At 69.3% G+C, this 21,092-nt stretch carries 17 protein-coding genes and 1 pseudogene; 14 read left to right on the forward strand and 4 right to left on the reverse strand.

Features of this window, described 5'->3' with window-relative positions:
• Positions 1-156 precede the first annotated feature (156 nt).
• Positions 157-1,026 (forward strand): AAA family ATPase, encoded by an 870-nt coding sequence (locus tag CFP71_RS34855; RefSeq protein ID WP_093938199.1) that lies wholly within the window; start codon positions 157-159, stop codon positions 1,024-1,026.
• A gap of 3 nt (positions 1,027-1,029) precedes the next feature.
• On the opposite strand, the pseudogene CFP71_RS34860 reads toward CFP71_RS34855, so the two are convergent.
• Positions 1,030-1,988: pseudogene (locus CFP71_RS34860) on the reverse strand (aldo/keto reductase).
• A 161-nt stretch (positions 1,989-2,149) separates the two neighbouring features.
• Between CFP71_RS34860 and CFP71_RS34865 the strand changes: the two are divergent.
• Positions 2,150-2,716 carry a TetR/AcrR family transcriptional regulator gene (locus CFP71_RS34865; protein ID WP_093938200.1) on the forward strand — a complete coding sequence of 189 codons (567 nt, stop codon included), beginning with the start codon at positions 2,150-2,152 and terminating at the stop codon, positions 2,714-2,716.
• On the opposite strand, the gene CFP71_RS34870 is transcribed toward CFP71_RS34865, so the two are convergent.
• Positions 2,713-3,747 carry a nucleoside hydrolase gene (locus tag CFP71_RS34870; protein ID WP_093938259.1) on the reverse strand — a complete coding sequence of 345 codons (1,035 nt, stop codon included), beginning with the start codon at positions 3,745-3,747 and terminating at the stop codon, positions 2,713-2,715. The two genes, CFP71_RS34865 and CFP71_RS34870, sit on opposite strands and share 4 nt — an antisense overlap.
• Before the next feature lie 93 nt (positions 3,748-3,840).
• Here CFP71_RS34870 and CFP71_RS34875 point away from each other — a divergent pair, with 93 nt between their 5' ends.
• From CFP71_RS34875 to CFP71_RS34885, 3 genes are all read left to right on the forward strand, one after another.
• Complete coding sequence (locus CFP71_RS34875; RefSeq protein ID WP_093938201.1) at positions 3,841-5,052, forward strand: FAD-dependent oxidoreductase; 1,212 nt, start codon at positions 3,841-3,843, stop codon at positions 5,050-5,052.
• Between the two features lie 73 nt (positions 5,053-5,125).
• Positions 5,126-6,238, forward strand: a complete 1,113-nt coding sequence (locus CFP71_RS34880) for a vWA domain-containing protein (RefSeq protein ID WP_167406380.1) — start codon at positions 5,126-5,128, stop codon at positions 6,236-6,238.
• Positions 6,231-7,343: an XdhC family protein gene (locus CFP71_RS34885; protein WP_093938203.1), complete on the forward strand. Its 1,113-nt coding sequence runs from the start codon at positions 6,231-6,233 to the stop codon at positions 7,341-7,343. The genes CFP71_RS34880 and CFP71_RS34885 overlap by 8 nt, the downstream gene beginning before the upstream one ends.
• Here CFP71_RS34885 and CFP71_RS34890 read toward each other — a convergent pair.
• A complete protein-coding gene (locus tag CFP71_RS34890) occupies positions 7,321-7,800 on the reverse strand; it encodes an Lrp/AsnC family transcriptional regulator (protein ID WP_093938204.1) in 480 nt (159 codons plus the stop codon). The two genes, CFP71_RS34885 and CFP71_RS34890, sit on opposite strands and share 23 nt — an antisense overlap.
• Positions 7,801-7,870: 70 nt before the next feature.
• Between CFP71_RS34890 and CFP71_RS34895 the strand changes: the two genes are divergently transcribed.
• The 6 genes from CFP71_RS34895 (at position 7,871) to CFP71_RS34920 (ending at position 14,650) form a co-directional block, all read left to right on the forward strand.
• Entirely contained in the window at positions 7,871-8,809 is a 939-nt protein-coding gene (locus CFP71_RS34895) for a threonine ammonia-lyase (protein WP_167406381.1), read from the forward strand.
• Between the two features lie 265 nt (positions 8,810-9,074).
• Entirely contained in the window at positions 9,075-9,605 is a 531-nt protein-coding gene (locus CFP71_RS34900) for a (2Fe-2S)-binding protein (protein WP_037303592.1), read from the forward strand.
• Positions 9,605-12,052 carry a xanthine dehydrogenase family protein molybdopterin-binding subunit gene (locus tag CFP71_RS34905; RefSeq protein ID WP_093938206.1) on the forward strand — a complete coding sequence of 816 codons (2,448 nt, stop codon included), beginning with the start codon at positions 9,605-9,607 and terminating at the stop codon, positions 12,050-12,052. Before CFP71_RS34900 ends, CFP71_RS34905 begins: the two co-directional genes overlap by 1 nt.
• The gene (locus CFP71_RS34910; protein ID WP_093938207.1) at positions 12,049-12,903 is read left to right on the forward strand and encodes an FAD binding domain-containing protein; all 855 of its coding nucleotides are present in this window, start codon (positions 12,049-12,051) and stop codon (positions 12,901-12,903) included. Before CFP71_RS34905 ends, CFP71_RS34910 begins: the two co-directional genes overlap by 4 nt.
• A gap of 19 nt (positions 12,904-12,922) precedes the next feature.
• Positions 12,923-13,549, forward strand: a complete 627-nt coding sequence (locus tag CFP71_RS34915; RefSeq protein ID WP_093938208.1) for an SRPBCC family protein — start codon at positions 12,923-12,925, stop codon at positions 13,547-13,549.
• Positions 13,550-13,591: 42 nt separating this feature from the next.
• A complete protein-coding gene (locus CFP71_RS34920) occupies positions 13,592-14,650 on the forward strand; it encodes an NAD(P)-binding domain-containing protein (protein WP_093938209.1) in 1,059 nt (352 codons plus the stop codon).
• Here the strand turns inward: CFP71_RS34920 and CFP71_RS34925 are convergent.
• Positions 14,619-15,488 carry an alpha/beta hydrolase gene (locus tag CFP71_RS34925; protein ID WP_093938210.1) on the reverse strand — a complete coding sequence of 290 codons (870 nt, stop codon included), beginning with the start codon at positions 15,486-15,488 and terminating at the stop codon, positions 14,619-14,621. The genes CFP71_RS34920 and CFP71_RS34925 overlap by 32 nt on opposite strands.
• Before the next feature lie 317 nt (positions 15,489-15,805).
• Here CFP71_RS34925 and CFP71_RS34930 point away from each other — a divergent pair, with 317 nt between their 5' ends.
• Genes CFP71_RS34930 through CFP71_RS34940 form a run of 3 tightly spaced genes read left to right on the forward strand, consistent with a single transcriptional unit; the run spans position 15,806 to position 20,990 of the window.
• Positions 15,806-19,600 carry a non-ribosomal peptide synthetase family protein gene (locus CFP71_RS34930; RefSeq protein ID WP_093938211.1) on the forward strand — a complete coding sequence of 1,265 codons (3,795 nt, stop codon included), beginning with the start codon at positions 15,806-15,808 and terminating at the stop codon, positions 19,598-19,600.
• A gap of 17 nt (positions 19,601-19,617) precedes the next feature.
• Positions 19,618-20,364 (forward strand): maleate cis-trans isomerase family protein, encoded by a 747-nt coding sequence (locus tag CFP71_RS34935; RefSeq protein ID WP_093938212.1) that lies wholly within the window; start codon positions 19,618-19,620, stop codon positions 20,362-20,364.
• 47 nt (positions 20,365-20,411) lie between these two features.
• Entirely contained in the window at positions 20,412-20,990 is a 579-nt protein-coding gene (locus CFP71_RS34940; RefSeq protein ID WP_244199953.1) for a TetR/AcrR family transcriptional regulator, read from the forward strand.
• The last annotated feature ends 102 nt before the right edge of the window (positions 20,991-21,092 follow it).

The following is a 21,092-nucleotide window of genomic DNA, read 5'->3' on the forward strand; positions in this document are numbered from 1 at the left end:
TCACGCGAGTTCCGGCTCTGATCACGTGAGTGCGGTGCCTGATCACGCGAGTTCCGGCTCTGATCACGTGAGTGCGGTGCCTGATCACGCGAGCCACGCCTCCGGCTCGGTATCTTCCAGGCTGATCTCCGGCCTGCCGGGGCTTACGATCGGGAAGTGACCGTCGAATCGCCGGAGAAACTGGCCGAAGCCCTCGAATCGGTCGGCTACCTCGCCGACGACGGCATCGCCACGGCGGGATTCCTCGCGCTGCGGCTCGGCCGCCCGCTGTTCTGCGAAGGCGAACCGGGCACCGGCAAGACCTCGCTCGCCTTGGGACTGGCCGAAGCGCTCGGCATACCGCTCATCCGGCTCCAGTGTCACGAAGGGATCGACGCCGCGCAGGCACTGTACGAATGGGACTTCCCCCGCCAGCTGCTGCATCTGCGGACACTCGAAGCGGCCGGTGGCGGCCTTGACGTCGAGGCCGCCGAACAGTCCCTCTACACCGAACGGTTCCTGCTTTCCCGGCCGCTGCTGAAGGCGTTGCAGACCGCGCCGTGCGTGCTGCTGGTCGACGAGATCGACCGTGCCGACGACGAGTTCGAAGCCTTCCTGCTGCAACTCCTCGACGAGAACGCGGTGACCATCCCCGAGTTCGGCGAGGTGCGCGCCGAACATCCACCGCTCGTGGTGCTCACCTCCAACCGGACGCGGGAAGTGCACGACGCGCTGAAACGCCGCTGCCTCTATCACTGGCTCGAACACCCGGACCTCGGCCGCGAGATCGAGATCCTGCGCCGCAAGATCCCGGAGCTGGGCGAAGGACTCGCGGAGCAGGTCGCGAAGGCGGTGCACCGCCTTCGCGAGATGGAGTTGCTGAAGCCGCCCGGGGTGGCGGAATCCCTCGACTGGGCTCAGGCGCTCCTCGCGCTGGGGATGTCCGAATTGGACGCCGCGGCCGGTGCGCGAAGCCTCGGCTCGGTGCTCAAGTACAGCGAGGACCTCGACAGGGTCCGCGCCAAATTGGACAAACTGCTCGCCTGATTCTCAGCGGCGCCGCAGCGAAGGGTCGAGCAGCGCGGGCGGGGTGTCGTGCTTCTCCTCCGGGGCGAGGTCGGTCCCCGGCGCGACGATCTCGTCGATCGCGTCCAGGACGTCCGGCGGGAGCACCGTGTCCGCGGCGGCGAGCTGCGACTCCAGGTGCTCCGGCGTGCGCGGGCCGACGATCGCGCTCGTCACGCCCGGATGCGCGACGACGAAGCCCAGCGCGAGCTGGATCAGGCTCAGCCCCGCCTGGTCGGCGACCTTGGCCAGCCGCTCGACGGCTTCGAGCCGGGCCCGGTTGACGGGCCGGGTCAGGTCGAAACGCTGTGGCAGGACGGCGGAACGATTCGTGCTGATCTCCCGGCCTTCCCGGACAGCGCCGGACAGCCAGCCGGAGGCCAGCGGGCTCCACACCAGCACACCCATCCCGTATTCCTCGGTCACGGGCAGCACATGCGTTTCGATACCGCGTTGCAGGATCGAGTAGCCGGGCTGCTCGGTGACGTAGCGGCTCAGGTGGTGTTCGCGGGCGGCCCACTGGGCCTGCACGATCCGATAGGCGGGGAAGGTCGACGAACCGAAGTAGCGGATCTTTCCCGCGCGCTGGAGATCGGTCAGCGCCGAGAGGGTTTCCTCGTCGCCGGTCTTCGGGTCCCAGCGGTGGACCTGGTAGAGGTCGACGTGGTTGACGCCGAGACGGCGCAGGCTGTTGTCCAGTTCGGTCACCAGCCACCGACGCGACGCGCCTTGATGGTTGCGCTCGTCGCCCATCGGCAGGACGGCCTTCGTGGCCAGCACGATGTCCTCGCGGCGGCCCGCGATGGCCTTGCCGACCATCTTCTCCGACTCTCCGGCGCTGTACATGTCGGCGGTGTCGATGACGTTGATCCCGCCGGCCAGCGCGGCGTCGACGATGGCGGTGGCTTCGTCCTGGTGGTGCGCCCGATCGCGCCGAAGTTCATCGCGCCGAGCGCGAGGGTGCTGACCTGCACACCGGTCCTGCCCAAGGTGCGGTACTGCATGACGGTGTCCTCCATGGCAAGATGAGCAAGCGGAACGTTGCTCCGCTAACAATACGGAGCACTGTTCCGTTTGGCAACCTCGCCAGTGGAGGAGTGGTGTGATGAGTGAAGAGGGCGCCAAGGGCAAGCGCGCGGACGCCCGGCGCAACGAGAAGACCCTGCTCGACGCGGCCGCCGCCGTCTTCGTCACCTCGGGCGTCGAGGCGCCTGTCCGGGCCATCGCGGCCGAGGCGGGTGTCGGGATGGGCACGATCTACCGGCACTTCCCGACCAGGGCCGACCTCGTCATCGCCGTTTACCGGCACCAGGTCGACGCCTGCGCCGGAGCCGGGCCGGAACTGCTCGAGTCGGCTGAATCCCCGTACGAGGCGTTACGGCGCTGGATCGACCTCTTCGTCGACTTCCTGGTCACCAAACACGGCCTGGCCGCGGTCCTGCAATCGGACAACGCCGGGTTCGAGGCGCTGCACACCTACTTCCTCGACACGCTCCTGCCGGTGTGCGCCCAGTTGCTCGGCGCGGCGGCGAAGGCCGGCGAGATCCGCTCCGACCTGGAGGCGATCGAAGTCATGCGCGGCGTCGGGAACCTCTGCATCGGCGCCGACAGCGATCCCCGCTACAACGCGCGCAAGATGGTCGGTGTCCTCATCGCGGGCCTGAAACCCTAGCCGTTCAGCATCTTCAGGAACCCGTTCTCCCACGCGACAGGGTCCGCGTCGTAGCCGACGTACTGCGAAGTTCCCTTCGGTGTCACATAAGTACGGCCCGCCGCGGCACCGTCCTGGCGCACGTCGACCTTCGCCCGCCTCAGCTTCACCGGGCTCACGGCGTCGAGCACCTCGGACGACGCGAGCGTGTCCCACCAGAACGCCGACCCGTCCTGGACGTACGGCGCGAGATCGGGCTGCGTCACGATCGCGTGCACCAGTTTCGCTTCCGCCGTCCGGCCTTCCCGGCCAAGACGCTCCACGTAGGACGGTGTGATGGGGACGTCGTTCGTGGCGTCCAGTGGGACGATGTCGACGCGGCGGAGCCCGGCGAAGACCTTGTCCGCCGAAGCGGGGTCGAGCCACATGTTGACCTCTTGGGTGCCGTCGAACTTCGACGCGCCGGGCCCGAACACGTTGCCAGGGACGTCGAACGCGCCGCCCATCACCGCGAGCCGCGAGATCCGTCGCGCCACACCGGGAACCTCCATCGCCTTGGCGACGTTCGTGAGCGGCCCGGTCGCGATCACGACGACCGGCCGGGCGGACTCGAGTACCGTCGCCGCGAGCAGCGCCGAGGCCCGGACCGGTGACGGGCGATCCGGTACGCCCGCGTCGCCGAGCGCGCCGTTGAGGATGCTTTCGGTCCAGGCGCGGCCATCGGCGGGCATCGGGTTCACGCCGGTGTCGGAACCGTCGGCGACCGGAATGCCGGAGAGCCCGCATTTCCCGAGCGCTGTCCGCACGTGGGTCAGCGCGCGCCCCGGGGTTCCGGCGCCGTTGTTGGTGACGGTGACCGCACGCAGGTCGACGCGGCGCTGTTTGTGCGCCTGGCAGAGATACGCGAGCGTCGCGATGTCGGCGAAATCGGAGTCGCCGTCGTACACGACCGGAATCGGCGAAGGGGCGGGCGACGCCGAGGCGGCGGGAGCGGCCGAGGCACCGACGACACAGGCGAGCAGGACGGCCAGCGCGGCACGGGACGAGAACATGGCGTCACCGTAGCGAGAATTCACGACAGGACCTAGGTCCTCTTCCCCGCCGAATCGATGGCGCGGGTCCATCGGGCGCGCTACAACTCGAATATGGAACGTACACAGTGTTGTGTGGTGGGGGGCGGTCCGGCGGGGATGGTGCTCGGACTCCTGTTGGCGCGGGCGGGGGTCGAGGTCACCGTTCTCGAAAAGCACAAGGACTTCTTCCGCGATTTCCGCGGCGACACGGTGCATCCGCCGACGCTGATGCTGCTCGACGACCTCGGGCTCGGCGACCGGTTCGCGGAACTGCCGTCGAAACGGCTGGAGAAGATGCGGATGGTGTTCGGCGGCAAGGCGATCGTCGCCGCCGATTTCAGCCGGGTCCCCGGACCGCACAAGTGCATCGAGATGGTCCCGCAGTGGGACTTCCTGAACCTGCTCGCCGAAGCCGCGGCCGTCGAACCGACGTTCACCCTGAAGATGGGGGCGGAGGTGACCGGCCTGCGCGACGGCGGTGGGGTGCGATACCGCGATTCCGATGGCGTGGAACGGGAATTGGCCGCGACGCTCGTGGTCGGCTGCGACGGCCGGGATTCCCTGGTGCGCGCGGAAGCGGGACTGGTGCCACGCGAGTACGACGTGCCGATGGACGTGTGGTGGGTCCGCGTGCCCAAACTCGAAGAGACGGGCGAGGCGGCCGAGGTGTTCGGCTGTTTCGCGAACGGCCTCGCCGGCATGACGATGGACCGCGGCGACTACTACCAGACGTCGTACCTGATCAGGAAGGGGCAGGACGAGACGCTGCGTGCCGAGGGCATCGAGAAGTTCCGCGAACGGATCGGCGGCCTGTTCGGCTGGGGAGAGGGCGAACTCGCCGCGATCCGCGGGTGGGACGACGTCAAACTGCTGAAGGTCCGGATGTCCAAACTGCCGCACTGGTACTCGGAGCGGGTGCTCTGCATCGGCGACGCCGCGCACGCGATGTCGCCCGCCGGCGGGATGGGCGTCAACGTCGCGATCCAGGACGCCGTGGCGGCCGCGCGCTTCCTCGCCGCCCCGCTGCTGCGCGGCACGCTGACCGCGCGGGACCTCGCCCGTGTGCAGCGAAAGAGGAATTTCGCCGTCACCCTGATCCAGCTGCAGCAGCTGGGAGAGCACAAGATGCTCATCGAGCCCGCGCTGAACGGCACGCTGAACGAGCGGACCATCCCACTGCCTCTCCGGCTCTCCGACCGCTTTCCGCAGCTCACCACCGTCGCGGCCTTCCTGGGCGGCATCGGCCCCCTGCGCGAGAAGACCCCGGCCTTCGCCCGCCGCTGACCTCGCGTTTCGTCCTCTGGATGCGGTACTTGCATACGCAACTACCGCATCCAGAGGACGAAACGCGTGCACAATGGGAGAAGTGAGCGATCCACTGGCGGGGTTCGTCGGCTTCGCGGAGGCGTTGCGCGAAGCCGGTTTGCCGTGCGACGCGCACCGAGTCCAGGCGTATCTCGCGGCCGTCGGTGAAGTGGATCTCGCCGATCCCGAGCAGCTGTACTGGGCCGGTCGGCTGACGCTGTGCGCCGACCCCGACGACCTCCCGCGCTACGACGCCGCGTTCGACAGCTGGTTCGCCGAAAAGAAGGCCGGACCACGACGGCGAGGGCAGCAGACGCCCCCGAAACGCGCGAAGATCGCCTCGCTCGCGCAAGCACCGGGCCAGGGCGAGTCCGGCGCGGAGCCCGACCAGCTCCGCGTGGCGGCGAGTGAGGACGAGCTCCTCCGGCACCGTGACCTCGCCGAACTGACCGTCGCCGAACGCGCTCACCTGCGGGAACTGCTCGCGAAACTGCGCCCGGCCCTGCCGTCGCGGTCGTCGCCGCGCCGCCGCGCGGCCAGGCGGGGCACCCTCGATCCGTCGCGCACGCTCCGGGCGATGCTGGCGGGCGGCGGCGAGCCCGTGCGCCTGGCGTACCGGCGGAAAGGCACCAAACCCCGTCGGCTCGTCCTCCTGATCGACGTCTCCGGCTCGATGGGGCCGTACGCCGACGCCCTGCTGCGGTTCGCGCACGTCGTCGCCCGGCACGCTCCCGGCCGCGTCGAAGTGTTCACCCTGGGGACCCGGCTCACCCGGGTGTCCCGCCAGCTCCGGCTGCGCGATCCCGAGCACGCGATGCTCGCCGCGGCCGCCGCGGTCCCCGATTTCGCGGGCGGGACCCGGCTCGGCGAGACCCTGCGGGCCTTCCTCGACCGCTGGGGACAACGCGGCGTGGCCAGGCGATCCGTGGTCACCGTGTTCTCCGACGGCTGGGAACGGGGCGACCCCGGCCTGCTCGGCGAGCAGCTCGCCAGGCTGCGCCGGCTCGCGCACGTCGTATTCTGGGTGAATCCGCACGCGGGGCGGGCAGGTTACGCTCCCGTGCAGTCCGGCATCGTGGCCGCGCTCCCGTACCTCGATCGGCTGCTCGCCGGGCACAGCATGGCCACATTGGAACGACTGCTGGTGGAGATCGCCGATGCGTGACGTACTGGACGAACTGCACCGCCGCTGGGCGGCAGGCGAGACCGTGGGGGTCGGCACGGTGGTGGCGACGTTCTCGTCGGCGCCCCGGAGCCCCGGCGCGGCGATGCTCGTCGCCCCGGACGGCACGGTCACCGGCAGCGTCTCCGGCGGCTGCGTCGAAGGCGCCGTCTACGAACTCGCGCAGCAGGTGGTCGCCGAGCGCGCGCCGGTGCTGCAGCGCTACGGCGTTTCCGACGACGACGCGTTCGCGGTCGGGCTGACCTGCGGCGGGATCATCGACATCTACGTCCAGCACGTCGATCGCGACTCGATGCCGGAGCTGGGCGACGTCGTCGAATCGGTCCACAGTGGACAGCCGGTCGCCGTGGTCACGGTGATCGAACACGAAACCGAAGGCCTGGTCGGCGAGCATCTGATCGTCTGGCCGGACCGGGTCGCCGGTTCGCTCGGTTCGTCCCGGATGGACGACGCCGTCGTCGACGACGCGCGCGGAATGCTCGTCGGCGGCCGCACCGGCACGCTCCACTACGGACCGGACGGGCAGCGCCGCGGCGAGGGCATGACGGTCTTCGTCAACTCCTTCGAGCCGCCCGCGCGCCTGCTGGTCTTCGGCGCGATCGACTTCGCGGCCGCGATGGCGAAAATGGGCGCGTACCTCGGCTACCAGGTGACGGTCTGCGACGCGCGGCCCGTGTTCGCGACGAAGAGCCGCTTCCCGGACGCGCACGAAGTCGTCGTCGACTGGCCGCACCGCTATCTCAGGGCCGAAGCCGACGCGGGCCGCGTCGACGGCCGGACCGCGATCGCCGTGCTCACCCACGATCCGAAGTTCGACGTGCCGCTGCTGGAGGTCGCGTTGCGGCTCGACGTCGGCTACGTCGGCGCGATGGGCTCGCGCAAGACCCACGACGACCGGTTCGCGCGGCTGCGCGAGGCCGGGGTCACCGAGGCGGAACTCGAACGGCTGTCCTCGCCGATCGGCCTCGATCTCGGCGCGCGGACCCCCGAGGAGACCGCGGTGTCGATCGCGGCGGAGATCATCGCGCTGCGGTGGAGCGGTTCGGGCTCGCGGCTGGCCGGACTCACCGGCCGGATCCACGGCTGACGCCCGGCACCGGGACGGCCTGGCTGGACTTGACCACCTCGAAGGCGGGCAGGGTCTCGAACCGTTTGACACGCTCGTCGAACAGCTTCCTGGCCAGGTACCGGCTCGTCTTGAGATCCGAGGTGAGCAGGACGACGACGTAGTCCCACTGCCCGACGATGCTGTAGCAGTGCTGGACGCGGGGTTCGGCCAGCATGCGTTCGCGGAACGCCTTGTGGCTCTTCTCGTCGTCGTCGGTCAGCGCGACCAGGATGACCGACGACATCCCGGCGCCCAGTGCCTCCGGATCGAGCACGGCGACCTGCGCGCGGATCACGCCCGCGGCGCGCAGCCGGGTCAACCGCCGCTGGACCGCGCTCGGGGAGAGACCGACGGCGTCACCCAGATCGTGCAGCGGACGGGCCGCGTCGGCTTGGACGAGGTCGAGCAGCAGGTGGTCGATCTCGTCCAAGGTCACGCAAGAATATTGCACGCGGGCGGGAAAATTTACAATCGGCGTGATCGTCTTCCGCTCTAGCTTGGGTGGCATGACCGAAATCGACCTGCAGCTGGACCACGTCGCCGAGGCGGCGAAGGTGATCGATCCCGTCTTCCTGGACTCCCCGCAATATGAGGACGGACAGCTGAACGAACGGCTCGGACGGCGCGTCGTGGTGAAGGTCGAGACGCTGAATCCGTTGCGGAGTTTCAAAGGCCGTGGCGCGGACTACTTCGCCGCCGGGCTGGAGCCGGGCACCACGATGGTGTGCGGGACCAGCGGCAACTTCGGGCAGGCCGTCGCGTTCGCCGCCCGGAAGCACGGTCTGCGGGCCGAAGTGTTCGTCCCCGCCACCGTCTCCCCGGTCAAACTGCGGCGGATCAAGGCGCTGGGCGCGCGGGTGCGCCGGGTCGACGGTGAGGCGAAGGACGCCGCGGCCGCGTTCGCCGCCGAAGCCCCGGACCGCGTCTTCGTGGTCGACGGCCGGGAGCCCGCGATCTCCGAGGGGGCGGGCACGATCGGCCTGGAACTGGCGCGGGAGAGCGGGATCGACACGGTCGTGCTCCCGGTCGGCGACGGCGCGCTGATCGCCGGTGTCGCGCTCTGGCTCAAGGCGCACACGCCGGGCGTCCGGATCGTCGGCGTCGGGGTCGAGTCGGCGCAGGCGATGGCGAAGAGCTGGCGGGCGGGCGAACCGATCGCCGTCGCCCGGACCGGCACGTTCGCCGCCGGCATCACGATCAGCTCCCCGGAGCCGGAGTCCGTGCGGCGGCTGCGGTCGCTGGTCGACGACTTCGTGCTGGTCGGCGACGACGATCTCCGCGCGGCCATGCGGCTGGGCGCGGAAACCCTCGGCGTGCTCCCGGAGCCCGCGGGCGCCGCCGGGCTGGCCGCGCTGACCGTGCACGACCTCCCGGGGGATCGGGTCGCCACCGTGATCACGGGCGCGAACGCCGAGTTGCCTCGTGAGTGGCAAGGACGGTTCTAACCGTCCTTGCCACTCACGAGCAGTACCGAATGGACACTCGCGCTTACTCCGCATCTGCGCCCTTTACCCCTTGTCCCGTAACGCATCTGCGGACCAGTGCCTGAGTCACCCCCTGTCGGGGGTTGTCCCCGCCGATCAGAAGTAGCACGCTCGGCTGTGAGTCCGATCACGGTCGCTCCGGGGTCGGTCCGTGACAACCGCTATGACCGGCCGCTCCCGAACGACCCCGGACCAGCGCGGGGTTTCTCTTGCTTTTGGAGGCCTGATGCGCATCACCGTCACCGTCGACGGCACCAGCTACACAGACGACGTCGAACCCCGGACGCTGCTCGTGCACCATCTGCGCGAGCGGGTCGGGAAGGTAGGCACCGTGGTCGGTTGCGACACCAGCAACTGCGGGGCCTGCACCGTCCACCTCGACGGGCACAGCGTGAAATCCTGTTCGGTCCTCGCGGTCCAGGCTGACGGCTGCGAGGTCACCACGATCGAGGGACTGGCCCGCGACGGCGAACTGCATCCGGTGCAGAAGGCCTTCCACGAGAATCACGCCCTCCAGTGCGGGTTCTGCACTCCCGGCATGATCATGCAGTCGATCGACCTGCTCGCCGACAACCCCGATCCCGACGAAAAAGCCGTCCGGGAAGGACTCGAAGGGAACCTGTGCCGCTGCACGGGCTACCAGAACATCGTCCGCGCGGTGCGCGACGCCGCCCATCAGATGCGGCCCGGCGCCGGTCCCGAAGCCGAGCGGCTCGCCTCGGACACCGCTTCTCGTGTCGGCGCGGGTGGTGAGTGATGACCTCCACGATCGAACCGGAGGTCGGGAAGGCCCGCCGCCGCAAGGAGGACGAGCGCCTCATCACCGGCCGGACCCGCTGGACCGACAACCTCACCCTCCCCGGCATGCTGCACCTCGCGGTGCTCCGCAGCCCGTTCGCGCACGCCAAGATCGTCTCGATCGACGTCACCGAGGCGAAGTCCGCGCCGGGTGTCGTCGCCGTGTTCACCGGGAAGGACCTCGACCCGGAAAGCGCCATCGGCATGCCGTGCGCGTGGCCGATCACCCCGGACATGAAATCTCCGCGCAGGCCCATCCTCGCGTCGGACACGGTGAACTTCGCCGGTGAGAGCGTCGCGGTGGTCGTCGCCCGGACGTCGGCCGAAGCGCATGACGCGCTCGAAGCGATCGACGTCGACTACGACGAACTGCCGGTCGTCCTCGGGCTGGAGAACGCGCTCGCCGAGGGTGCGCCGCTGGTGCACGAGGAACTCGGCACCAACCAGAACGCGGTCTGGGTCTTCGATTCCGCCGACGCGGGAACGGGTTCCAGCGTCGAAGACGCGATCTCGACCGCGGAGAAGTCGGGGATCGTGCTCAAGCGCCGGTTCCGCCAGCAACGGCTGGTGCCGGCGTTCATGGAGCCGCGGGCGTGCGTCGTCGACCCGACCGGCAGCCAGCTGGTCATGTGGTCGGCCACCCAGGTCCCGCACATCCTCAAGACGATGACCGCGGCCACGCTCGGCCTGCCCGAGCACAAGGTGCGGGTGATCGCGCCGGACGTCGGCGGCGGCTTCGGCGGCAAGATCGCCGTGCTGCCCGAAGAGATGATGTCGACGCTGATCGCGCAGCGGCTCGGCAAACCGGTCAAGTGGACCGAGTCCCGTTCGGAGACGATGGTCGCCGCGCACCACGGCCGCGATCAGATCCAGGACCTCACCATCACCGCGAACCGCGACGGCACGGTGACCGGTCTCAAGGTCGAACTGCTCGCCGACATGGGTGCTTACCTCGGCCTCGTCGGCCCCGGGGTGCCGATCCTGGGCGCGTTCATGTTCAACGCGATCTACAAGTTCCCGGCGTACCACTTCGCCTGCACCAACGTGTTCACCAACACCACGCTCACCGACGCCTATCGCGGCGCCGGGCGGCCGGAGGCCACGTTCGGGATCGAGCGGATCATGGACGAGCTCGCCGTCGAGCTCGGCATGGACCCGATGGAGCTCCGCGAGAAGAACTGGATCAAGCACGAGGAGTTCCCGTTCACCACGGTCGCCGGGCTGACCTACGACTCCGGCAACTACGAAGCCGCGACCCAGAAGGCGAAGGAACTCTTCGACTACGACGGTCTTCGCCGCGAACAGAAGGAGCGGCGCGATTCGGGTGACCCGGTGCAGCTCGGCATCGGCATCTCGACGTTCACCGAGATGTGCGGGCTCGCGCCGTCGCGGGTGCTCGGTTCGCTGGACTACGCGGCGGGCGGCTGGGAGCACGCGGAGATCCGGGTGCTGCCCACCGGCAAGATCGAGGTGATCACCGGTGCCTCCGCGCACGGCCAAGGCCACGAGACGGCGTGGAGCCAGATCGTCGCCGACAAACTCGGTGTCCCGTTCGAGGACATCGAGGTCATCCACGGCGACACCCAGTCCTCGCACAAGGGCATGGACACCTACGGCTCCCGGTCGCTGGTGGTCGGCGGGATCGCGGTGGTCAAGGCGGCGGACAAGGTGCTCGCCAAGGCCAAGCCGATCGCGGCGCATCTGATGGAGTGCTCCGAGGACGACCTCGAATTCGAAGCGGGCAAGTTCTCGGTCAAGGGCACGGATTCCTCGACGTCCATCCAGGACATCGCGTGGGCCGTGTTCTCGGCGCACAACCTGCCGGACGGCGTCGAACCGTCGCTGGATTCGGCGGACACGTTCGATCCAGAGAACTTCTCCTTCCCGCACGGCACGCATCTGTGCGCGGCCGAGGTCGACACCGAGACCGGGCGTGTGCGGTTGCGCTCCTACGTCTGCGTCGACGACGTCGGCGTGGTCGTCAACCCGCTGATCGTCGAAGGCCAGGTGCATGGCGGGCTCGCGCAGGGCATCGCGCAGGCGTTGTTCGAAGAGGCCGTCCACGACGAAGGCGGGACGCTGACCACCGGCACGTTCGCCGACTACCTCCTGCCGTCGGCGGCGGATCTGCCCAGCTTCACCACCGACCGCACCGAGACACCGTCGACCACGAACCCCTTGGGCGCCAAGGGAGTCGGCGAGGCGGGCACGATCGCCTCGACCCCGGCGGTGGTCAACGCCGTGGTCGACGCCGTCCGGCACTTCGGGGTGGACGACATCGAAATGCCGTTGACCCCGATGCGGGTCTGGCACGCCGTCCGGCACGGGTCGTCCGCCGCGGGCGGGCTGGGCTCGGAAGCAGGCGGCGGTCTCGGTTCGATCGACGCCACCGGAGGTGCCCAGTGATCCCGGCCCCGTTCGACTACGTCGCTCCGTCCACAGTGGACGAAGCGATCGCCGCGCTCGCCGAAGCGGGCGAGGACGCCAAGGTGCTGGCGGGCGGGCAAAGCCTGCTGCCGGTGCTGCGGATGCGGCTCGCCACGCCGACCACGCTGGTCGACCTCGGGAAGGTCGGCGAGCTGCGCGGCGTCCGCGAGGACGGCGATGCGCTGGTCATCGGCTCGATGACCACGCATTACGACGTCCAGCGGGACACGCTTGTCGCCGAGCACGCCGCGCTGCTCAAGGCCGCCACGGACACGGTGGCCGATCCGCAGATCCGCCATCGCGGCACGTTCGGCGGTGCCATCGCGCACGCCGATCCCGCCGGTGACCTGCTGGCTCCCGTGCTCGCGCTCGGCTGCGAACTCGTCGTCGCCGGGCCGGGCGGGCGGCGGACGGTCGCCGCGGCGGACTTCTTCCAGGACATGTTCACCACCGCGCTCGCCGCGGACGAGCTCCTGGTCGAGGTCCGCGTGCCGAAGCACACCGGCTGGCGGGCCCACTACGAGAAGTTCAACCGCGTCGCGCAGGCGTGGTCGATGGTCGCTGTCGCGGCCTGCGTCCGGACCGAAGCGGGCACCATCGAGGAGGCGCGGGTCGCGCTCACCAACATGGGCTCGACACCGGTGCGGGCGGCCGGGGTCGAGGCGGCGCTGGTCGGCTGCGCGGCCACCGCGGAAGCGATCCGCGGGGCCGCGGAACACGCGGCCGAGGGCACGAATCCGACGGCCGACGGCAACTCCGATGTCGAATACCGGCAGCACCTCGCGCGGGTGCTGACCGGCCGGGCGGTCCTCGCCGCGGCAGGGGCCTAGAGAGAAGGGAGGTCGGCCCGTGCGGCTCGACCACGAATTCACCGTTCCCGCCCCGGTCGACGAGGTCTGGAAGGCCGTCGTCGACCCGGAACGGGTGGCGCCGTGCATGCCGGGCGCCACCATCACCGAGGTCGACGGGGACGCCTTCAAAGGCACGGTGAAGGTCAAGCTCGGGCCGATCTCCCTGCTCTACAAGGGCGCCGGCCATTTCGTCGAGAAGGACGCCGAGGCGAAGAAGGTGGTGATCAAGGCGTCCGGCAAGGACGCCAGGGGCGCGGGTACGGCGTCGGCGACGGTGACGCTCACCCTGTCCGAGAGGGACGGCGTCACCCATGGCGCCGTCGCCACGGAACTGGCGGTCACCGGCAAGCCCGCGCAGTTCGGTCGCGGGATGATCTCCGAGGTCGGCGGCAAGATCCTCGACTCGTTCGCGGACTGCCTGTCCGGCAAGCTCGCCACCACGCCCGAACCCGAGGAACGCCCGCCGTTGAAAGCGGTGAAGCCGGTGGCGGAAGGCGAGGCCATCGACTTGATGGAGTACGCGGGCGAATCCGTGGTCAAACGGGTCGCGCCGGCGCTGGTGATCCTCGCCGGGGCGCTCCTGATCGTGGCGATCGTGCGGGCTGTGACGCAGCGGACACAGTGACAGAGAAGGAAATAGAGAGTTCCGCCAGCCGTTGAACCCGGTATGAAGGCGGATCACGAAGTCGACGTGGCGGTGATCGGGGCGGGCCAGGCCGGTCTGTCGGCGGCGTATCACCTGCGCCGCGCGGGATTCGCCAACGAGGCGGGTTTCGTCGTGCTCGACCACGGCAAACGGCCCGGTGGCGCGTGGCAGTACCGCTGGCCTTCGCTGGTCGTGGAGAAGGTCCACGGCATCTACGACCTCCCCGGGATGGCCTTCGGCACCCCGGATCCGAAGCTGCCGGCCGCCGACGTCGTCTCCGAGTACTTCGGCCGTTTCGAGCGCACTTACGACCTCCCGGTCCACCGCCCCGTCGACGTCCTGTCGGTGAGCGCCGAGGGCGATCGGCTCGTCGTGGCGAGCGCCGCGGAGACCTGGGCCGCTCGCGCGGTGATCAGCGCGACCGGCACCTGGGACCGGCCGTTCTGGCCGTACTACCCGGGGCAGGAGACCTTCCGTGGCCGTCAGCTGCACACCGCCGACTACACCGGCGTCGGCGACTTCCGCGGCAAACGCGTGGTCGTGGTCGGCGGTGGCGCGTCGGCCGTGCAGCTGCTGTTGGAGATCGCGCCCTTCGCGCGTTCGACGCGCTGGGTGACCCGGCGCCCGCCGGTCTGGCGCGAAGAGCCGTTCAGCGAGGACTGGGGCCGTGAGGCCGTCGCCAAGGTCGACAGACGGGTCCGGGAAGGCCTGCCGCCGAAAAGCGTCGTCAGCGTGACCGATCTGGCGGTGACACCCGAGGTGCGGGCGGGGCTCGACGCGGGCATCCTCGACCGCCACCCGATGTTCGAGCGGCTCACCCCGGACGGCGTGCGATGGGCGGACGGCACCTCCGAACCCGCCGACATCATCCTGTGGGCCACCGGTTTCCGCGCCGCCATCGACCATCTCGCGCCGCTGCGCCTGCGCGCGTCCGGTGGCGGTATCCGGATGGACGGCACCCGCGTCGTCGCCGAACCGCGGCTGCACCTGGTCGGCTACGGCCCGTCCGCCAGCACCGTCGGCGCGAACCGGGCGGGCCGCGCCGCCGTCACCGAGATCCGGCGCCTGCTCCGACGCTGAGGTCGTCGAGGATCCCGGCCAGCTCGGCGGGTTTCCTCCGGAAGAACCCGGCGTGACTGCTTTCGAGTTCGCGGACGTCGAACGGGTTGTCCGGGGTGAGCGCGTCGCCCTCGGCGACGTAAAGCTCTTGGACGGCGATCGGCATGGAGCGGTCCTCGGTCAGTTTGACGAAGGTGTGCGGGATCCGGCCCCAGGAGTCCTTGTCGGCGCGAAGGTCCCATTCGGGTCCGGTCAGCCAGAACACCTCGTCCGGCTGGCTCGTGACGACGACCTGCAGGAACTGCTCTTCGGTGAGCTCACCGGAGATGGCGTCCCGCAGCGCGGCTCGCTGCGCCCGGTCGGCGCCACGCCAGTTGATCCGGATGAAGCCCTGGCGCGCCGGGTCCCCGACCATGAGCGGTGCCGTCGCGGTGAAGAGAGCGGCGGACGACCACGCGGGCAGCAGCGGGTACTCCCCGGGATGACGTTCCACCGGGCACTGCGCGGCGACATAGACGACGTGGTCGATCAGTTCGGGGATCGCGTTGGCGGCGGCGGTGACCGGCAGCCCGCCGAAGCTGTGCGCGACCAGGATGACCGGGCCGTGGTGGCGCACCCGCTGGACGGTGTCGACGACCTGCCCGGTCAGATCGTCCAGGGTCACCTCGCTCAAAGCCGACGGTTCGGCCGCGAAGGTTTCGAGGTCCTGTTCGTAGTAGGCCTGGGTGAACCCGGCGCCCCGGCCGGGGAGGTCGAGCGCGAGCGTCCGATGCCCGCGTGCCGCCATCTCCCGCTGGGTGGCCGACCAGGCGTGTGCCGAGCTTCCCGAACCGTGCACGAAGACGAAAGTGGGAATCATGCCTTCGAGTGTGACGGATACGGGCGGGTGGGGAGAGAACCTCGGCCCCAAAGGGAAGAAAAGAATGATCGGCGGGGCGTACGCCGCGGTTCGTTTCGATTATTGGCCCACGAGAAACGAATTTCCGCCCCGTGAATACGGTTCTCCCGTTTGTCAAGGAAATTCCAGTCGGGGAACTTTCGGGCCGTTCTCGTTCCGGCCGGTATCTCGGGCCGCCCCGGGCCACTCCTGTGCTTCGTGGTTCACCAGCAGCGCGTCGACGCGGCGCGCGTCCACGGAATACGTAATGGGGGATGGCTTTGCCAGGGGAAAAGATCATGACGTCCGCCGGGAACGGCGCATCGCTTCATCGTGCGCGTTCCAGTACCCGCCTTCCGGATCTGCTCGGGCACTGGACGCGGACGCGGCCGGAGGCGGTCGCCGTCGTCGACGGTGACCGCGAATTGACCTTTCGAGAACTCGAAGAAGCGAGTGCGGATCTCGCCGCGCATCTTTCCGGCCAGGGGATCGGCACGGACGATCTCGTCGGCCTGCACGTCGAGCCTTCCGCGGATCTGATGGTCGGCGCGTGGGGAATCCTCACGGCCGGCGCCGCTTATCTGCCGTTGTCCCCGGAATATCCGGAGGACCGGCTGCGGTACATGCTCGAAGACAGCGGCGCGGGAGTCGTCGTCACTCAGCCGCATCTCGCCGGGCGGCTCGCCGGTCTGGTGCCGGCCGGGACCCGGATCGTGTCCCTGGCCGACGTCGGCGATCCGGCGGGTGAAGTCCCGCGCGGCTCCCGGCCGGACTCGCTCGCCTACGTCATCTACACCTCCGGCAGTACCGGCAAGCCGAAGGGCGTGATGATCGAGCAGCACAGCGTCGTCTCGCAGATGCGCTGGCTGCAAGCCTGCGGTCACCTGGACGCGGGTGTCACGGTGCTGCAGAAGACGCCGATGAGTTTCGACGCCGCGCAATGGGAGATCCTGGCGCCCGCCGCGGGCGCCCGCGTGGTGATGAGCGCGCCGGGGAGTTTCCGCGATCCCGAAGTCCTGATCGACACCGTGATCGAGCACGAAGTCACCACCTTGCAGTGCGTCCCGACGCTGCTGCAAGCGTTGCTCGACACGGAACGCTTCGGGGACTGCGTCTCGCTGCGAAAACTGTTCTCCGGCGGTGAGGCGCTCTCGCGTCAGCTGGCCGGGGAGCTCGCCCGCGCGCTGCCGTCGGCGCGGCTGGTCAACCTGTACGGGCCGACCGAATGCACGATCAACGCGACCGCCCACGTCGTCGACCCGGAGACGATCGGCGAGAGCGCCGGGACGGTCTCGATCGGCGTGCCGGTCGACAACACCCAGTGCTTCGTGCTCGACGCCGAACTCGCCCCGGTCGACATCGAGGAGACGGGCGAGCTGTACATCGGCGGTGTCCAGCTGGCCCGCGGTTACCTGAACCGGCCGGAGCAGACGAGCGAGAAGTTCGTGCCGAACCCGTTCGTGCCGACCGAACGGCTGTACCGCACCGGAGACCTCGCCTACTGGAACCCGGACGGCACGCTCCAGTTCGTCGGCCGCGCCGACAACCAGGTCAAACTGCGCGGTTACCGGGTCGAGCTGGACGAGATCGCGGTGGCGATCGAGGAACACACGTGGGTGCGCCGCGCGGCGGCGGTGGTGACCGACGACGCGCGGACCGGCTCGAAGTCGCTCGTCGCGTGCGTGGAGCTGAACCCACGCGAAGCCGCGGTGATGGATCAGGGCAACCACGGCGGGCACCACCAGTCGAAGGCCAGCAAGCTCCAGGTCAAGGCGCAGCTGTCCGACCCGGGTGTGCGCGACGACCTCGACGGCCGCCCGGTCGTCGCGCTGGAGGGCAAGCGGGAAACCGCCCGGCAGCGGCGGGAAGTCTTCGCGCGCAAGACCTATCGTCACTACGAGGGCGGCGCGGTCACCCGCGATGAGCTCGTCGAGCTGCTCACACCGCGTCCGGCCGGCACGTATTCCCGCGAACCCGGCGAGCTCGCGTTCGCCGAACTGGGCGAACTGCTGCGCTGGTTCGGCGGGTTCCGCAGCGAGGAACGGCTGCTGCCGAAGTACTCCTACGCGTCGCCGGGCGCGTTGTACGCGACGCAGTTGTACCTGGAGACCAGTGGTCTCGACGGCCTCGCCGCCGGGATCTACTACTACCACCCGATCGACCACGCCCTGGTCCTGATCGGCGCGAACACGGGGACCGGGCATTCGGTGCACTTCATCGGCCGCACCGGGGCCATCGAACCGGTCTACAAGAACAACATCCGCGAGGTCCTCGAATTCGAGGCCGGTCACATGGTCGGTGTGTTCGAGGACATCCTGCCCGGTTACGGCCTCACGATCAGTCCTTCGGGGTACGACCCCGCGGTGGCCGTGCGAGCCGGTGCCGCCGCCGACGACCACTATCTCGGCACGTTCTCCTTGCACGCCGACGACGGCGAGCCTCGCCGGGACGACGTCGAACTGTTCGTGCAGGCGCATCCGGGGCAGGTCGAGGGTCTGCTCGCCGGCACCTATCGCTGGCGGAACGGCGATTTCGACCTCGTCTCCGGCAAACTGATCGAGCCGAAACACGTGATCGCGATCAATCAGCGGGTGTACGGGCGCGCGGCCTTCGGCGTCACCGCGGTCAGCCGCGCCGCCGACGAGTGGCTCGAATACATCGGGCTCGGCACGAAGCTGCATCACTTGCAGCGCAACGGCCTGGGGTTCGGCTTCATGTCCTCGGGCTACAGCTCCAAGAGCGGCAACCCGTTGCCCGCCGCCCGGCGGATCGACGACATCCTCGCCGGGCAGGGGATCGCGCCCGGGCCGTCGTACTTCTTCGTCGGCGGCAAGGTGAGCCCGGAACAGGCGAGCAGCGAGGGAATGCGCGAAGACGCCGTGCACGTGAAGGGGCCGGCGGAGATCATCCGCGACGAACTCGCGACCACCCTGCCGGACTACATGATCCCCAACCGGGTGCTGGTGCTGGACGAGTTGCCGTTGACCGCCAACGGAAAGGTCGACGCGAACGCGCTGGCGCGGGCCGACGCCGTCCGCTCCACGGGCGGCGCACCGTACGTCGCGCCGTCGACGAGTCACGAGCGGTGGCTGGCCGGGGTGTGGGGCAAGGCGCTGAAGTACGACGACGTCTCGACGCTGGACGACTTCTTCGCCGCCGGCGGGAACTCGCTGACCGCGGTCTCCCTGGTGAACCGGATCAACCGCGAGTACGGCACCCGGCTGCCGTTGCAGGTCGTCTTCGAGTGCCCGAAGCTGGCCGACCTGGCCGCCCGCATCGGCGAGGGCACCGCCCGGCCGTCCTCGCGGCTGGTCCCGTTGGCGACCGGTGGCGGCGATCCGGTGTTCTGCTGGCCCGGGCTCGGCGGCTATCCGATGAATTTGCGGCTGCTGGCCACGGAAAGCGGTCTGGGGCGGCCGTTCTACGGAGTGCAGGCCCACGGGATCAACGCGGAGGAGACGCCGTACGCCACCGTCGAGGAGATGGCGGAGGCCGACGTCGCCGAGATCCTGCGTGTCCAGCCGGAGGGCCCGTACACGCTGTGGGGCTATTCGTTCGGCGCGCGGGTCGCGTTCGAAACGGCGTGGCAGCTGGAGCGGCAGGGGCGGCGGGTGGCCGACCTGCTGCTGATCTGCCCGGGAAATCCCGAGGTCGAGGGCGGCGAGGAGCGGGTGGCGAGCTACACGAACCCGGCGTACCTGACGATCCTGCTGTCGGTCTTCCTCGGGTCGATCTCCGGGCCGGAAACCTTGGCCTGCCAAGAGACCGTCCGCGACGAGGACGGATTCGTGGCCTTCGTGGCGGACCTGCTGCCCGCCCTCGGCGAACAACTCGTCCGGCGCATCGTCCGGATCGTCGAGGAGACCTACGAGTTCGACTACACCTTCCGTGAACTCGCCCGGCGGCGGATCGCGGCGCGGGTCACCCTGTTCAAGGCCGCGGGCGACGACTACTCGTTCGTCGAGAACAGCTCCGGGTACTCGGCAACGCCGCCGGAGGTGGTCACGCTCGAAGGCGATCACTACAGCGTCCTCAAGGAGAACGGGGTCGCCGAACTGGTGTCGGCGATCCGCGCCCGGCTCGAATCCTTCTGAGCTAAGGAGATCCAGTTGTGCCCGACTCCCTCGGTCCCCGCCTCAAGGTCGGCGTCGTCGTCCCGTCCACCAACACCTCGGCCCAGCCGGAGCTGGACGCGCTGCGCCCCGACGGCGTCACCAACCACACCGGCCGGATGGTCATCGACGACGATCCGATGGTCGACGAGCCCGGTTTCGACCACGTCATGCACAGCATCCGGCTGTCGACACATCCGGCCATCCGCAGTGTCACCGGCTGCGGGCCCGACTGCGTGATCGTCGGCGTGTCACCGGAAAGCTATTGGGAGGGAACGGATTCCCACGGCCGCGTGCTCGACTCGATGCGCGCGGCCGCGGGCGGCCTGCCGGTGACGATGAGCCCGGACGCGATCAACGCCGCGCTCGCGGCGCACGACGCCCGCCGGATCGCGGTCATCACGCCGTATCTGCCGGTCGGCGACGATTCGGTGAGCCGGTTCTTCGCCGACAGCGGCTACGACCTGCTGAACCTCCATGGCCTCGGCGTGCCGAGCCCGGCCAGGATCTCCCACGTCTCCGAGGCTGAACTCAGGGACGCGGTCAAGGAGATCGACAGCGCCGACGTCGAGGCCATCGTCCAGGTCGGCACCAACGTCGCCATGGCGCGGGTCGCGGCGGCCGCCGAGTTCTGGCTCGGCAAACCGGTGATCTCGAACAACGTCGTCCTGTACTGGCACGCCCTCCGCCGGAACGGCGTCACCGACCGGGTGCGCGGCTTCGGCTCGCTGCTGGCCGAGCATTGACCGCCGGTATTTGACTGATCGTTACAGAACGTGCGATGCTGGGTGTCATGCCCCGTCCGAAGGGATTCGATCCCACCGAGGTGCTCGACGCCGCGGTCGGCACCTTCTGGCAAAAGGGATACGCGGCGACGTCGGCCCAGGACCTGGTCGACCGCACCGGCCTGGGGCGGGGAAGTCTCTACAACACGTTTTCGAGCAAGCAGCAGCTGTTCAAGGAGTCGCTGCGCCGCTACGAGGAAACGTCCGCCACCCGGGTGGAGGAGATGCTGGTCGCCCCCGGAACCATCCGGGAGCGGATCCGGCGCGTGCTGATGGACGTGGTCCACGACGAGATGGACACCTCGGGCACGCATCGCGGATGTCTGGCCGTCAACGCCGCCCTGGAACTCGGCGGCGTCGACGACGAGGTCACCGCCCGCGTCCGGCACAACTTCGAACGGGTGGAGAACGCGTTTCACGCCGAGTTCGCCGCCGCCCGGCAGGCGGGCGAGATCGGCTCCGGCCGGGATCCGCGGGCGCTGGCCCGGTTCACCCTCGCCGCGATGTACGGCCTGCGGGTGCTGGGCAAGACAGCGGACCGCCAGGCGCTCACCCAAGTCGTCGAAACCACCATCGAGGCGTTCTGATGTTCCAGGTTTCGTAACAGCCCCCCGCGTTCGAGCGCGACTTTCTTCGCGTTCGTTCTTTAACGACCATTCCACTATCGAGACGAGGAGTGAAGGCGAGTC

The organism is Amycolatopsis thailandensis, assembly GCF_002234405.1.
In the GTDB taxonomy this organism is placed as follows: Bacteria; Actinomycetota; Actinomycetes; order Mycobacteriales; family Pseudonocardiaceae; genus Amycolatopsis; species Amycolatopsis thailandensis.